The organism is Wolbachia endosymbiont (group B) of Scrobipalpa ocellatella, from assembly GCF_964188425.1.
Classification (GTDB): domain Bacteria; phylum Pseudomonadota; class Alphaproteobacteria; order Rickettsiales; family Anaplasmataceae; genus Wolbachia.
This window is the reverse complement of the sequence record NZ_OZ077190.1, coordinates 51,680-67,314: the sequence shown is the minus strand read 5'-3', so window position 1 is coordinate 67,314 and position 15,635 is coordinate 51,680. Positions and strand designations below refer to the sequence as shown.

9 protein-coding genes are annotated in these 15,635 nt (G+C 33.2%); 6 read left to right on the top strand and 3 right to left on the bottom strand.

Annotated elements, in window-relative coordinates; translation table 11 throughout:
- Positions 1 to 42 precede the first annotated feature (42 nt).
- Positions 43 to 543 carry a ribosome maturation factor RimM gene (gene rimM / locus AB3210_RS00305; protein WP_052264685.1) on the bottom strand — a complete coding sequence of 167 codons (501 nt, stop codon included), beginning with the start codon at positions 541 to 543 and terminating at the stop codon, positions 43 to 45.
- A 97-nt stretch (positions 544 to 640) separates the two neighbouring features.
- Between rimM and AB3210_RS00300 the strand changes: the two genes are divergently transcribed.
- Positions 641 to 4,291: a DEAD/DEAH box helicase gene (locus AB3210_RS00300; RefSeq protein ID WP_052264686.1), complete on the top strand. Its 3,651-nt coding sequence runs from the start codon at positions 641 to 643 to the stop codon at positions 4,289 to 4,291.
- Here AB3210_RS00300 and AB3210_RS00295 read toward each other — a convergent pair.
- A complete protein-coding gene (locus AB3210_RS00295; RefSeq protein WP_052264687.1) occupies positions 4,288 to 5,457 on the bottom strand; it encodes an aspartate aminotransferase family protein in 1,170 nt (389 codons plus the stop codon). The genes AB3210_RS00300 and AB3210_RS00295 overlap by 4 nt on opposite strands.
- Before the next feature lie 64 nt (positions 5,458 to 5,521).
- On the opposite strand from AB3210_RS00295, the gene AB3210_RS00290 reads away from it, so the two are divergent.
- The 5 genes from AB3210_RS00290 to AB3210_RS00270 all read left to right on the top strand — a co-directional run bounded on the left by AB3210_RS00290 (position 5,522) and on the right by AB3210_RS00270 (position 14,714).
- A complete protein-coding gene (locus tag AB3210_RS00290; protein WP_010403276.1) occupies positions 5,522 to 6,949 on the top strand; it encodes a sensor histidine kinase in 1,428 nt (475 codons plus the stop codon).
- Positions 6,950 to 7,125: 176 nt separating this feature from the next.
- Positions 7,126 to 7,863 carry a hypothetical protein gene (locus AB3210_RS00285; RefSeq protein WP_012481913.1) on the top strand — a complete coding sequence of 246 codons (738 nt, stop codon included), beginning with the start codon at positions 7,126 to 7,128 and terminating at the stop codon, positions 7,861 to 7,863.
- A 72-nt stretch (positions 7,864 to 7,935) separates the two neighbouring features.
- Complete coding sequence (tsaD, locus tag AB3210_RS00280; protein WP_007302199.1) at positions 7,936 to 8,946, top strand: tRNA (adenosine(37)-N6)-threonylcarbamoyltransferase complex transferase subunit TsaD; 1,011 nt, start codon at positions 7,936 to 7,938, stop codon at positions 8,944 to 8,946.
- 111 nt (positions 8,947 to 9,057) lie between these two features.
- The gene (locus AB3210_RS00275) at positions 9,058 to 12,684 is read left to right on the top strand and encodes an ankyrin repeat domain-containing protein (RefSeq protein WP_052264688.1); all 3,627 of its coding nucleotides are present in this window, start codon (positions 9,058 to 9,060) and stop codon (positions 12,682 to 12,684) included.
- A gap of 284 nt (positions 12,685 to 12,968) precedes the next feature.
- Positions 12,969 to 14,714: a type I secretion system permease/ATPase gene (locus tag AB3210_RS00270; protein ID WP_017532259.1), complete on the top strand. Its 1,746-nt coding sequence runs from the start codon at positions 12,969 to 12,971 to the stop codon at positions 14,712 to 14,714.
- A 99-nt stretch (positions 14,715 to 14,813) separates the two neighbouring features.
- Here AB3210_RS00270 and AB3210_RS00265 read toward each other — a convergent pair whose 3' ends face one another.
- Entirely contained in the window at positions 14,814 to 15,575 is a 762-nt protein-coding gene (locus AB3210_RS00265) for a hypothetical protein (RefSeq protein ID WP_019236771.1), read from the bottom strand.
- Between the last annotated feature and the right edge of the window lie 60 nt (positions 15,576 to 15,635).

The following is a 15,635-nucleotide window of genomic DNA, read 5'->3' as shown; positions in this document are numbered from 1 at the left end:
GGTCTGATTATTATAAATAACTTTATACAAATATCAAAATTTTTATCGGCCAATGAATTCTGGCATGTTGATTACTATATACCTTTCCTTCATGTTGATGTATGGAAATACTTCTTTAGTAAAAGATAACATAATGTTTTTTTTTGTGCTGATAACCAAAATTTCTAATATATCCCCTGAGCCGAAATTATTCACAGACTTCACATAGCCATATAATTCATTACTCTCTAGTCTTACTTCCATATTCACAAGATCATCTTGGTAAAATTCATCCTCATCATTTAACTGTGGTAGCTTATCTCTTTCTATATATAACTTTTTATTTCTTAAAAGCTCTGCTTCATTACGGGAATTCACACCGCTAATTGTTGCTATTACTAAATTATTACTGACAACAGACACCAAGCTTATTTTATAATTTTCACTTCCGATTATTAGTTCACCATATAGGAAAATATTTTCGGGCTTTTCAGTAAAGGTTTTTATTTTGACAGCTCCTTTGATTCCATGAGGAGAAGTAATTATTCCGAGGCATATATTCATATTAATATGATAGTTGAAATCAGCTTTTTGTCCATAGAATTGACAATTTACTGAATTAACATACAATTAATATTGTAATAATTATAGCGGGTAATGTGTGAGTTCTATCAGCAATCAAGAAAAGCAAAGTATTATAAGTAGCTTAGAAAAAATCAACTGCAAGCTAAAAGGTGAATCTATAAAACTTGATGATACAAAGGAATCTATAATAGTAGCACGTCGTAAATCTGTTGTTGAAGGGGTATTAGAACATCTACGCAACCCTTCTACTACTAACTGTAATGTTATGATCGATGCAGAAACTGGGTTTGGCAAGACTTACGATATTGGAATGTGGAGCCATGTACTAGCCCAAGCAGGGTTTCATCATCTGGTTGCAGTACCAAACAGTGATCTAGTAAACCAAGCTAAAAAAATGATGAGTAGTGCATTTACTGTAAACATTAGGACACCTAAAGCTGCTGAGGAAATTAAAAATGCACTGAAGGCAACTAAACCTACAACAATTATAGTGACACATGACCTGTTATTACAGCAAGAAAATGATCGGAAATTAAAAGACCAAAATACCAAGTTGTGGATTAGTGTTGATGAAGCAGACAGTATTAATAAGCAGCAGGATTTTGAGAACATGTGCAAGCTTGATGAGAAATATCCTACGACTTACCTCACTGCAACACCAAAGAGAAGGATTTTAAATAGATGCGGAAAAGTTATCAGCCCGACAAGATTGAGTAGACGTTGTATTGCAAACGCCATCGAAACAGCAAGTGTTATTGCAAAAACCAATAGGAGAACAAATTTCACTCTAGCATTTGTAGTGAATATTGCTGTTACTATAATACCTATGATTACATTATTTCCTGTTATAAATAGTAATGTTGCTGCTGTAATTGGTCTAACTTCAGATTATTGGCTGTATTCTGCTTTGATTGGAAACTTATATTATACAATTTCTATGTTTATATTTGGTATAGTAATGTTGCCAATTTGGTGGGTACTAACTAAAGCAACTGGTGTAGAGTCAAAAGAACTGCTTTCTAGATTTCTTGCTAACGTGCGTAGCTTATTTACTAGAGAAAAATCGAGCCCAGCTCATGAATATGTTGAAGAGAGCGAAGAAGTTTTTAATTACAATAAGCTTGTTGATACCGATGATTTATTAACTTCTATAAGATGGAATGTGCAAAGCCCAATTGGAGAAAGTGCTCTGCTTTTAGCTGATGATGTAAATAGTATAGTTAATCTTAACTTTGCGTTGCAGGGTAGAGATAATTTAGTATATGAAGGTAGTACACGTTATGAAGTGTATAATAAATTTCAGCCTGAAGGGATGTCTTATCAAGACTATAGGCTCAAGTTACGCGAAGCGAACTTTATAAGCTGCGTTAAAAAGCAACATCCTAGTCTGACAGAAGAGCAGATATCTGAATTAAAAGAAAAGGTGGATTTCAGTAGTACTGCTGAATATCTAAAATATAGAGTAATGCATTCAATGATCGATCTTACTCTCTCATATTTAATGAAGTGTGATAATATTACTTTAGATAAAAAAAGAAGAGAAGGTTTGAGTGAATTGATAGAAGATGTTAAAAAGAATGTTAGCACCACTAATGATAACAATATTATAAGCTACCTAGAGAGAAAAGGCTTTAGTGAGCAATTTGCTAGAGATGAGCTCTTACTGCAAATAAAGACAGTAATTGAAGCACTGAGTAAAAGTGATAATGAGCAATGCAGCTTAATAGTTGATAATTGGCGCTTAAGCAAAGAGCTCCATGACCTCATGGAAAGAGAGGAAGGTATACTACATAGTCTCATTGATTTCTGCAAACAAAATAAATGTATCTTTGCAGGAATTGGGAAAAATGATCTTGGTATTGGAGAAAATAGACCCTTTTCAGCGATAATACGTAATCAAATAGGTAAATATCGAACTATTTATTGTGATTATGAAAAAAGAGATTTTGATTCATTGGCTAAATATGCGTTGACAACGGTTATAGATGGATCGAAAGGTCGTGGATTTGATAGTGAATATAATCATGTTGCATCAATATTTGCAGATTCGGTTAGTCAGTTCAATAATCCATCTGAAGCCCTACAGAATCTTGGAAGAAATAGAGAGCGTAATGAGAGCAGACAATCATGGTTTTTCGCTGCTGCAGGTGAAGAAGTTGAGCTATTTGTGAATAAGATCTTAGCAAATTTTAAAAAGGAACCACAGAAATTTTGTCAGAAAGTTTTGTTTCCAGCTACTAATAAATACAATAAGTTGCTAAAAAATAGAATGGGAGAAGAACTTGGAAGAAAAATAGAAATCTATATTAGTAAAAATATTGATGCATTAGGAAATATTGATGATTCAGCTCTGAAGAAGTTTTCTAGTGATTTGATAAAAGAAACGTATGAAAAAGTTCATGATATAAATGATTTTGATGTCAAAAAGACAGAACAAGATTTACATAGGATTTTAAAAAGTACAGAGGCATACCTTCGTTCATATGAGAACAGAATTAAAAACAACGGTAAATTATCTTGCACACGCTCAGCTTTATTTTCTGTGGGGAGTGCTATAACAAAGGTAATGTATTATCTTTGGGCAGGGTTTGACTATTTAGTCTTTTTGGCTAAAGCGTACAATATAGATAAATCTGGAGATACCAGTGCAAGAGCGTATGTACACATAATCAGAAACTGTCACTGTGAAAGTAGTGTGAAGGCGCAAAATGTATTGGTTCATGCATTAGAAATTGCCAAAGAACATGACAGCAGTTTCAAAAGAAATAGTTTGTACGAAGGCAATGAGGATAGATGTAAAGAAAAAATCATCTCATATTTTCAATCCAAGCAATATATACGTGCATTAGATAGAACAATTGCTCAAATTGAAAATGAACACTTAGCAGCAATTTTGAAAGCTGTAGGCTACAGAGGTGATACTGATAAAATGGCACAAGAAATTAAAGATTTTTTATCTGATTTAAAGAAATTAGACTGTGTGAAATTTAGAGAAAAGTATTATCAAGGAGATTTATATCAAGAAAGCAAATTATGCAAGATCAATGATCGAATTAGTATGGTAATTAATGAAGTTGTAAGGTGCCATAAGTGGCGTCATGGAATAGAGAACTTGGAGCTCAAATTAAAAAATGGCCATAATATTTTTGACGTAAGAGTCAATAATGATTTTTCTAAGTTACGTGAGAAAAACTTTAACAAACGCTCTAAAGAAAGGACATATCTAGGTAGAGCTATGTTACTTATTGGGTTTATAATTTCAATGGAGCTTATAGGTAGAATATCATCAGGTCAGACCATGCAATTGCCTTTACTTTGCGGTTTTATAGTATTTGGACCACTGGCACTCTTGTGTGGTGCATTGTTATATGAAATAACGACCTATTTAGTGAGAGGAGCATTTTTTATTTTTGGAGTGCCAATTCTTTTAGGAGAACTGTCTAAATGTGTTTTGAGAAACGGCTCAATGAAAAGTTTGTTAGATATGACATTATCGCTTGGTAACTCGGCTTTTCTCAATATTCCGAAAGACATCGTGCAATCGTTTATATTTGAGGATATAACAAAATTTGACTCACTAAGTGATATAAATGAGCTTACACTGATAAGAGAACAGGAAAAGGCAAAGTGTACAAATGAAGTAGCTGATAAAGTTGTATCTACTGCTTTATCTGCAATTTTGATACAGCCAACAACTAGTGAGCAGGAAGGTTTAGTTTTTAACTAGAACTTTTCAGATAAATACTGAGTGAGGATTTCAATGCCTTCATCAATCTCTTTTTCAGTGATAATGAGTGGAGGCAAGATTCTTACAACGTTATCTGATGTTACTCCAACAGTGAGTAAACCACGGTGACTTAGCTCTTCTGCAAATTTTTGGTTATTCATTTTTACTTTTATTCCTAGCATCAACCCTTTTCCTCTCACTTCTTCTATCATTGGAAACTTGCTTGCTAAGTCCTCTAGTTTGTTTTTTAAAGACTTACCTCTAACTTCAACATTTTCTAAGAAGCCAGGGCCGAGCAATTCATCCAATACAGCATTACCTACTGAAGTTGCAAGTGGATTACCACCAAAAGTAGAACCATGCATACCGACCGCCATGTACTTAGCAACCTTTTCAGTTGCAAGACAAGCCCCCAGAGGGAAACCTCCTCCTATTCCTTTTGCAAGAGCACATATGTCAGGCTTAATTCCTATGTGTTCAGATGCAAATAACTTTCCTGTCCTGCCAGCACCGCACTGAACGCAATCAAAAAATAGCAGTATGTCGTTTTCGTTACATAGTTCTCTTAGCTCTTTCATGAAGACTTCACTCATTACTTTAATACCACCTTGTCCCTGTATTGGTTCTATTAATATAACACCTATGCCATTAGAAATTGCTTTCTTTACACTCTCAATATTGGGCTCTATGTTATCACACCAGTCAATATAAGGATTCAGTAATTCAGAAAATTTCTGTCTATCGTTTGTTGCACAAGTTAAAAATGTCCTTCCATGAAATGCACCATGAAATGTTAGAATTCTATAGCGATTTTTATTACCTTTTCCATTTTGATAGGCCCTAGCGATTTTAAGTCCACATTCCACTGCTTCTGATCCAGAATTTGCAAAAAATACAGTATTAGCAAAGCTGTTGTTTATTAAATTTTCTGCAAATTTGTTGGCAGTAGATATATTATAGGTATTTGATATATGCCATAGTTTTTCTCCTTGTAATTTTAGGACATCAGTTAATCGTGGGTTGGCATGACCTAAACTGCTAACAGCTATTCCAGAGTGAAAATCTATATAGCGCTTATTATCGATATCATACAAGTAAATACCTTTGCCATAAGAAAAATTTATGTTAATAGGAGAATAAACTGGCAAGATAGGAGAAATTGTCATAAAAGTATGATATGCTAATTTTTTATTAATACCATAAAAGACGTTATTTCACAATGAGAAGAATATGTATAAATTAAGTAAATTAATTTTTACTACACTAAAAACAAATAGATATACAAAAATTATCTCGCTATTCTTATTAATTTTTGTGGTTTTATTGGGCACAATATACCGCAGTTATTCATTAAAGAATAATTTTCTTTCTTTTTACCGTAATTCAAATGCAAACTTAAAAGATCTATTGGAAAATAGTATAATAAAAAAATATCATTATTTACTAATAGAAAAACATCATATTAAATATAACAGTTTTGATTACATAAACCAGTTGGTAAAATTGCGTGCTGAATTGTTACAATCAGTAAGCAAAGTAAGAAATTTTAGCTTAATACTGTATGATCAAAATGCCAGAGTAATTTTCAGTAATTTTAATACTCAAGGTCATGACTATGAGCAGTTGCTTACAAATGATGAAATTGATAAATTGCTAAGCAATCAAGAAATATTTTACGCTACAGGAAATACATTAACTTCTACTTTCCCTATATTTCATGAAGATGACATTAAGCCTTCATTTTTTTTGAAGATCATTCAAAGCTATAATGACTCTTATATTATGGTATATAGTCTATTTTCAATATTAATGGGCTTATTACTGGTTATCTTAATACTAATAATGCTTTATTTGCACTTTTCCAATACCCAAATGCTAGCCAAGCAGCATAAAACTAATATTGAATTACAAAGGGTTAAAGAGGCATTAGAGCAAGAAAATGCAAATAAGATAAAATTTTTTGCAAGTGTTACACATGAGTTGCGTACACCTCTTAATGCTATTATTGGATTTGCAAAGTTGATCAAAAATGAAACTTTAGGTTCTGTAGATCACTCTAAATACAAGGAATACGTAGACGATATATATAATGCTGGTACACATTTACTTGCTTTGATTAATGATGTGCTCGATTTTTCTAAAGCTGAATCAAGTAGTTTAACAGTAGAGAAAGTGAAGTTTAATCTGAATAAGATAATAGATTCGTGCTTAAAAATGTTATCACCTAAACTAAAAGAAACAGGGATTAGTTTAAAGAAAGAGATATCTGATAAACAATTATTAGTTATCGCCGATCCCAAAAGAATGAAGCAAGTTATAATAAATTTGTTATCAAATGCAATCAAGTTCACTCCTCAAGGTGGTTTAATAAGAATGATTATTAAAGAGAATATAGAAAAAAATTTATTAACTATTGAGTTTCATGATAATGGAATAGGGATAATGCAGCAGGACATATATAAAGTTATGTCCGTTTTTGGCCAAGCAGATTCGGGATATAGAAACGAAGGCACAGGTATCGGATTACCTCTAAGCAAGAAATTAGTAGAGTTAATGGGTGGGACTTTCAACATTCAAAGTGAAGCAAAACTTGGTACTACGATAACATTGAGCTTCTTTTATGAAGAGCAAACATGTGAAAAGTTGATTGATTTTTAGTAAAATATATTTGATATTGCACTTTTATATCTAGTACATTCCTAAGTCATACTGACGTGATACCTCTTGGCTAATAATAAGTAGCGGAATGTAAGTAAATTAAACTTTTTTAGCTATACTTCCTGAAAACACTTTATAATTCTTGAGCATAAAGAAAATTCCTTTAATAATGAAGCATGCTAATCAGGAACTTAATAAAACAAGCAACTCAAGTAGGAAATAGTGAAAACGTAATACAATATGTCAAATATCTCTATCAATTTGAGAAGTTTAGAAATACATTAAACCTCACTTTGTCAATAATAAAGCAAACTAGACTCTCGTTTGAAATATATCAAGAAGGATTAGTGGATATGGAAGAGGGAGTGTGTAAGACAATTCGTTCTTCTGGTTTAAATAAGTATGTTATTGTGCTAAGAAGGTCAAATCCTTACATCATAGTACATGAACTTTCACATATGGTTGAAAATGAACTGAACTTAAGCTTAGAGCAAGAATTTCTCTATAAAGTTTATCAGGATATTGAGCAGAACTTAAAGCAGTCAAATATTCTGGTACAAAAAATTATTGGTCAAATTATATTTAAGGAGATACAAGTTTACCAAACTCCAAAATCACGTGCGTCTGAGTTATTCGCACGCTATTTTGAGCTGTTTGCTTGGGCTCAGGAAGTTTATCCTAAAGATAAAGAATATCTAATTCGCACTCAAGATTTAAACAGAGTATTTCTTGCTACTAACCAATGGAAAAAGAGCTACCTGGATCTACAAATAATGGAGAGAATAGATAAAGAAGTAAAGGAATATAGCGATAAAACTGCTTTTAAAGATATAAACAAAGTACAAAGCAGTTGGACTAATAAATTTTCTCCTGGAAGCAAAAAAATTGGTTCTATATTTGAAGATGATAATTAGCTCAGCAGAACAAAGTTCACTTCTTCAACATTTCAAGTTATAGTTCTCGCAATTTAAAGAGTTCAAATATATATGAAAACCATTTTAGCGATTGAAACAAGTTGCGATGAAACTGCAGTTGCGATTGTAAATAGTGATAAGCAAGTGCTTGCTAACGAAATTCTTTCTCAGGTAGAGCACAAAAAGTGCGGTGGAGTGATTCCTGAAATAGCATCACGTGCTCATATGAAGCATTTAAGTGGTTTAATAAAAAGTGCTATGGAAAAATCTAACCTTAACTTTTGTGATCTAGATGCAATTGCAGCAACATCAGGACCAGGACTCATAGGTGGATTAATAATTGGTACAATGATGGCTAAAGCAATTGCACACGTAACACAAAAACCGTTTATTGCAGTTAATCACTTAGAAGCACATGCGTTAGTTGTTAGGCTACTATATGAGGTTGAATTTCCGTTTTTAGTCCTGCTGATATCAGGTGGTCACTGCCAATTTTTAATTGCACAGGATGTAGGTAAATACATCAAACTTGGAGAAACGCTTGATGACTCATTAGGAGAAGCATTTGACAAAGTCGCTAAAACGCTGGGTCTAAGCTATCCGGGAGGTCCATTAATTGAAGAGTTAGCTAAAAAAGGTGATGGTATGAGATTTAAGCTGCCAAGAGCAATGATAAAACGTTCTGGATGTGACCTTTCATTTTCTGGAATTAAAACAGCGGTAAAAAACTTAGCACGAGAATTTGTAATGAGTGAACAGGATGTGTGTGATATGTGTGCTTCGTTTCAAGAGTGTATTAGCGACATATTACTCGATAGAGTCAGAAATGCTATTGGTATCGCTGTATCTTTAAATATTAAAATCAATGATTTTGTAATTACTGGTGGAGTTGCAGCAAATAATTTCCTGAAAGAGAGATTAAAAAAGCACATAGACTTGAACGTGCTTTCTCCTCCAAGCAATTTATGTACAGACAATGCAGTGATGGTTGGATGGACAGGAATTGAAAGGTTACAGAGAAGCTATGTAGACTCTCTTGACTTTGCACCAAGGCCAAAGTGGGAATTAGAAAAATATTACTAGCACAAAAAATTATCTACTATATAATGCGGCCGCTGGTGAATTTTTGTAGGCTTAAAAATTACAGTGGTATCTACTAAAGCCTTACCGGCATTATTATTTATGAGGTACAGTATGTTCAAAAATAAATTTGACACAGTTATTAGTGTTTTCAAAGCTAAATCTAGTACAAGCGCAAAGACACTCAGTTCAGGTTTATTTGTTGCGGGAAACGTTGTTATGGCCAGAGCAATTAGTGAGATAGACCTCTCTTCATTACAAGGCAATTCAGAAGATAAAGTCAATAAGCAAGACCTAATAATCATATATGATTATATTAATAAAGTAACTCAAGAAGAAAACTATAATATATGTACTAATAATCTTGATTGTATAAAAAGCAGGATTTTAGCAGAAAATATAAGTGATTCATTAGCTGAAAAATTTCGTCAAGATGGATGGAATATAATAAGTAATGATGGTTCTTCGCTATTAACAGTGGCTATTGAAAGAATTAGGAAAGAACAAAAGAAAAATAGGAATTATGATATTCATGTTGAAATAGCTGTATCTCTAATTCTTAGTATGGGCAGAGAATTGATTATAAAATTGGAGAATTTTGCAGATAGTAATGATAAAACACTTCTACATTATTTAGCTGAGTCGGGTAAAGAAGATATTTTATGTTTTGTGATAGAAAATTCTAATTTTGACATTAAAGAAGCAGTAAGGAATAAAGATAGAGATGGTAAAACACCACTACACTATGCGGCTAAATCTGGCAATAAAGAATGCTTGAAAATTCTCATAGAAAATGAAGCAGATTTTAGTTGCACTACCAATAATAAAACCGAGTTACACTATGCTGCCAGAAGCGGAAGTCCTAACCTCCTAGAATATTTAAAAGAAATATTGACAGCAAAAGGAATTTTTGATAGGGAGAAAATTAAAACAGATAAATATGGAAATAACGCATTACACTATGCTGTGCAATCTGGAAATGCTGAGTGCATAAAATTCTTCATTGATAATCAAGTACAATTTTTAAAAAATAAATATAATGAGAATCCTTTTCATAAGATTGTAGGTAACTCAGAAACTCAAGAAAATGCCATAAATTTTCTTATAGAGCATCTAAAATTTTTAGGTAGACGAAAAAGTGAAATTAATCAAGAAAATGTAGATGGTAACACCCCATTGCATATAGCTGCAAAACATGGAAATAACCAGCTAATGAAATTGTTTACTCAATCAGGTGCAAAAATTGTTCAGAATAAACAAGGTAACACCCCCTTACATATTGCTATTATACATGGTAATTCATATTGTATAGACCTATTTTATGAAAATATAGGAAATAGCATACTTCAATCCAAAGGTGATTATGGAAGAGATCTTGTACATTTAGCTGCAATGTACGGGAAGTATGATTGTCTAACATCTTTACTCAAGAAATTTCCTGATTACGATTTAAGCACAGAAACACACAAAGGAAATATGGCCCTACACTTAGCTCTATCGAGTAATACAGAAACAGAACTAAGAAAAAAATGTGTGAGTCTATTAATAGACAGAAGCATGCAAGTAAATAAGAGTAATAATGAAGGAAACACCCCTTTACATTTTGCTGCCCAACTTGATTTATCGTTTTTAAGCATGATAGAAAAAAAGTTGGAAGAGAAGAAATTTGACGTTTATCAAGAGGTTTTGCGTGAGAATAGCAACGGTGACACCGTCTTTCATATGGCAGCACGTGTTGGTAATAAATCATGCCTTGAGCACCTTTTTAAAAAAGAGAGAGTGGGAGAAATATTAAGTAAGAAAAATAAGGATGGACAAACTTTACTACACTTATCTATCCTCAGTGGAAGAGTAGAATGCGTTAAGTATTTGGTAAAAAAAAGCCCAAAGGGTATTTTTTTAGAACAAAATACACAAAAAAAGTTGTTATTTGCAGCTATTTTGAGCGGCAATAAGGAATGTCTTGAATTTGTGTCAAAAGAACTTGTAGGTAAAAAGGTGGCTGCTAGCATCAAAGTGTTATATGATGAAAATGACAATACACCGTTACACATGGCTGCTCTTGCCAACGACATAGAATTCTCTCAGTATGTTATTGAAAGTATTGCTAAGTCAACTATTAGGAACACAGTACCACTTTTTAACACAAACAGTCAAGGGCTTATACCTCTACATTTAGCTGCCATGAGCCTTAATGCTGAGTTAATAGAATATTTTATGAAAGATAATCATTACCCCTATAATAAGAAAATGTTAAATGTTGTATCTAAATCTGGAAGAACAGCATTACACTATCTTGTAATGAGTGATAATGATTTTGAAAAAACTATAAATGAGGATTTTAAGCAAGGTCAATTTTTGAAAAAGTTAGTTTTAGAAAAGCGTAAACAAAATGAGCACTTAAGGGAAAAAGCTATTAAAGCCTTATTCTACCTAACAATCAGCACCGGAGAGAAAACTTTAAATGAAAAGATAAATTTTGATATAAAGGATAATGCAAAAAAAACAGCTTTAGATTATGCTTTTAAACATGGTGACACAAATATCTTGAGGTTATTTTTAGATTTCTTTTATGAAATAAGGGAAAACAAAAAAAGGAAATATGATAAACTTAACATGGAAGATCAAGAAAGAAGCAAAAAGCTTCTAGACTACTATAATCTGGCCATGTCAATATCAAGTGTGATTATTTCTGTTTGCATTAAGTATAATAATGCAGAATCTGAAAAGGAAGAAATTCCTACCTGGATTTCCATTGCATTTTCTTCGATATCATTTTTACTTATCTTATACAACTTAGTGATTGGCCTTCAAAAAGAACCTGTTAAACGTAAGATAGAAAACTATACTGAAAAAATGAACAGAATTGAAGAGGCTACAGGAAAGTTAGCTAAGACAAAAGTAGGGGATCATGATTTGGAGGAATACAACTCAATATTGGAACTATTAATAAAGAATGCAGAAGATATTTCACGATTGGAAAATGAACTTTACAAGTTTACGCATGAAACTAGATTAGAGAGTAAAGACAAACTCAATATTTCTCCTCAGAAAATGAGTAGGGGTGGTAGTGCACTACTATGTTCGAATAAGTCTTTAGAAGGTAGAAAAAGTTCACCTGTTTTGAATGATTTAACAGCAAAACTTAGTCTGTGTTCAAGACGCAACAGTAGAGTACAAAATACAATGGACAAGTTAGATAATCCATCATGTGTAATTACTATAAATGAGAATTCAGAAATTAAACCAAAAGCTCCGAAAAACAAATTCAAGAATGTTGCAACTAAGCTAAAAATAGGCAATATCTTTAGTAAGAAAAAAGAAGATCTTATCGCTTCATCAAGCTTATCAGAAGGTGCTAATCACGAGAATATTACAAAAATGAATGAAGAAAACTGTGGGTTGATAAAACGATTTGGTGATACCAATGGGTATTCAATATTTTCGACTCCTTTTAATCCAAGCAGTTCAACCTCAAGAGAAGAGTGTGGTAACAATCATAGTGCAGCGCGTCATGTGAGTTATGGTAGTGCAAATAATCCTGTGAGTGATAAGGAAGTTAGTAAATCTCCATCTCTAATACTTTCTAACTTTGAGGAGGGGATTACTGTTGACTGTTTTAAATTCGAAAGATATAGACCAAGGGTATATTCAAGTCCATCTTGTGTGAGAAAAAGAGCAATTACAGCTAGATCATTGGAATATGTAATACTTCCTGATCATATAGAAAGAGGAAAATAGATGCAGATTGTAGTCACTGACTCTGATAGCATCAACTTTCAGAGGAGTGATAGTAAGAACTGTCATTGAGTAGTAGATAAGAAAAACGTAGAACAATTGGCAAGGCTATCGTATAAGGTTATAGTAGAGAAGAAATTAGATAGCCTTGCTAAATTTCCATGAAAAAGTTTATATTCGCATATCATTAATATTTTATTACATTAATGATATGGTAAGGCAATAACTGTTAATACTTTTGAAATAAAAACTATATATGGTACATATAATTAAATAAAAGGAAGATTGTGGAAATCACTCCGTCAATAAAAAAGGAATTAAAGCAAAGTATACTATATACTTGTCTAGAGAAGTGCAAGAGTGCGTTTTGGTTCATTTTCTGGTTTAGCTCAGGGATTAATGCGTTAATGTTATTTTTGCCACTTTATACCTCTCAGGTACTTGATCGAGTGATATCGAGCGAGAGTGTGTCAACACTAGTTATGCTGACGATTATTACTTTATCTGCGTTTGCATGTTCTGCAATGCTTGAAACTTGTCGATATTTAGCTATGGCTAAAATTGGTGATTGGATTGATAAAACTGCAACACCAGATCTAATAGTAAGGTCAATCAGGTTAACATCAGTACAAAGCTCAACTTCAAGTGGTGAAGCAATACGAGATCTTGGAGTAATAAAAAATTTCATTACAGGAAATGGTATATTTTCACTGTTCGATACTCCATGGTCGCTAATTTACCTTGTTGTGATCTTTATGATACATACCTCTACAGGGTTTATAGCTATTGCCGGGATCATTATATTAGTTTCAATGGCAGTATGGAATGAACTTGCCACTAAGCGTATATTGCGAGAAACCAATGAAGAAACTATACGCAATATTAATGCTATAGATGTTGCAACAAGAAACGCAGAGGTGGTTGAAGCTATGGGCATGTCAGAATTTATAGTTTCTGATTGGTGTAAACGGAATGATCAAAATCGTGCAATGCAAGTTACAGCGCAGAATCGTTCTAATGTAATTACTGGAATTACTAAATTTTTACGTTCAACTCTCCAAATTTCAGTAATTGGAACAGGTGCATTACTTGCAATCACAGCTCACAAAACTGCCGGTAGCATTATTGCTGCCTCGATTTTGATGGGTAGAGTATTGGCTCCATTTGATGCAGCAGTTCATACTTGGAAATTTTTAAATCAAGCCAAGATGTCATATGGCAGGCTGCAAAGACTTATCCTAACATCCCCAAAAAGAGAGCAAACTATGGCTCTACCAGAGCCTGAAGGGAAGTTGGAATTTGATAGGGTATTTTTTACTCCTTATGGGAGCAATAAGCCAACAGTAAAAGGAATCTCATTTGTAATAGAACCAGGGGATGTTGTTGGTGTTATTGGTGCAAGTGCTTCTGGTAAGTCGACCATTGCAAAACTAACCGTTGGTGTTTGGAAACCCATATCAGGTGTAGTCAGACTAGATGGCGCTGATGTATATACTTGGAATCGAGAGAACTTTGGTAATTATGTTGGTTACTTACCTCAAGATATTGAGTTATTTAACACGAGCGTTAAAGCTAATATTGCCCGCATGAGACCAGATCCAAATCCTGAAGAAATAATCAAAGCAGCAAAAATTGCAGGAATACATGAATTAATACTGAGCTTACCAAATGGGTATGATACAACAATAGGAGGACCTGGAGGAGTAATACTCTCTGGTGGCCAAAAACAGCTTCTTGGACTTGCAAGGGCTTTTTATGGTAATACTAAGCTTTTAGTGCTTGATGAACCGAATGCTAACTTAGACAGTAATGGAGAGGCGCGCTTGATTAATGCAATCAATGTTGCAAGAGAGCAAAATACTACCACTGTTATCATCACTCATAAGCTACAGCTACTATCTGTAGTCAATACAGTGATCGTCATGTCAGATGGGGTTATTTATGCTATGGGACCAAAAGATGAGATTTTGAGTAGATTAGTTGCTCCATCACCAGATGCCACAGAAGATAAACGTTCTTCAGCAAGTGGTTAAGAAAGAGAGAAGTTGTCACACTTCTCTTTCTCTTATAGAGTACTATATGCACAGTTTATAAAATCTTAAGCAATTGTTATTCGAAAAATCCAATAATGATTAGCCACGGAACCTATTTGCTAATTCTCTCACATTAACCTTAGACATTTCTGATGTAGGCTCTTGTGTATATGAGACATCAGATTTAACGCCTTTTTTGTCATGACCTTTAGTAATAGAACATACTACAGTATCAGCCTTTACATGCTTAACACTTGGATCTGATTGAAACCCATGCTTTCTTTCCATTTGTGCTTCAAGCTTACTGCTATCATGTGTAACCCTACACCTTTCTAGATTACGGTCACGTTTGTCAGGAGCTACATATCCATCTATATCACTACATAAGAACGGGCGCACTTTGAACCTGTCTGAACTAACACCATTTTCAACACTTGCAGAATTATGAGCTTTTCTATTATTGCGCATTTTATCTACAGCTTCCTTTATTTTTTCTTTTGATGGTTTTGGCAGCAGTGCTGGCTTATATGCACATGCTGGTAGTTCTGGAAATGAGTCCTCCTGAAACAGCAAATGACTTTGGTTTCTCTTACTATCTGATTCTTCAATATTCTTTATTGGTGTCTTGAAAGAGTTTTCATTTTTCTTTCTTAGATCTAACTCATTTAATCCGCTTCCAACATTATTTTTTCTTGTTGTAGTGTGAATAACACCTGGAAGTTTCACTTCATACTTAAATTTTTTACCAATGGTATCTATTGACTCATTAGATGAGGAATCTATTTGAAACCTATCGTTTGAAAATTTTGATTTTGTAGCATCAAAAGATATACTACGTTTTTCTATCTTTTTATCAGTCATATTTTACCTCTAAACCTATTAACTAACAAAAGTATAAACTAAGAGGTATTAATTTTATGC

Excerpts from the sequence above, each read along its gene's own strand:
- rimM (WP_052264685.1), bottom strand. The coding sequence starts at position 543 with ATGAATATATGCCTCGGAATAATTACTTCTCCTCATGGAATCAAAGGA.
- AB3210_RS00295 (WP_052264687.1), bottom strand. The coding sequence starts at position 5,457 with ATGACAATTTCTCCTATCTTGCCAGTTTATTCTCCTATTAACATAAAT.
- AB3210_RS00290 (WP_010403276.1), top strand. The coding sequence starts at position 5,522 with ATGTATAAATTAAGTAAATTAATTTTTACTACACTAAAAACAAATAGA.
- AB3210_RS00285 (WP_012481913.1), top strand. The coding sequence starts at position 7,126 with ATGCTAATCAGGAACTTAATAAAACAAGCAACTCAAGTAGGAAATAGT.
- tsaD (WP_007302199.1), top strand. The coding sequence starts at position 7,936 with ATGAAAACCATTTTAGCGATTGAAACAAGTTGCGATGAAACTGCAGTT.
- AB3210_RS00275 (WP_052264688.1), top strand. The coding sequence starts at position 9,058 with ATGTTCAAAAATAAATTTGACACAGTTATTAGTGTTTTCAAAGCTAAA.
- AB3210_RS00265 (WP_019236771.1), bottom strand. The coding sequence starts at position 15,575 with ATGACTGATAAAAAGATAGAAAAACGTAGTATATCTTTTGATGCTACA.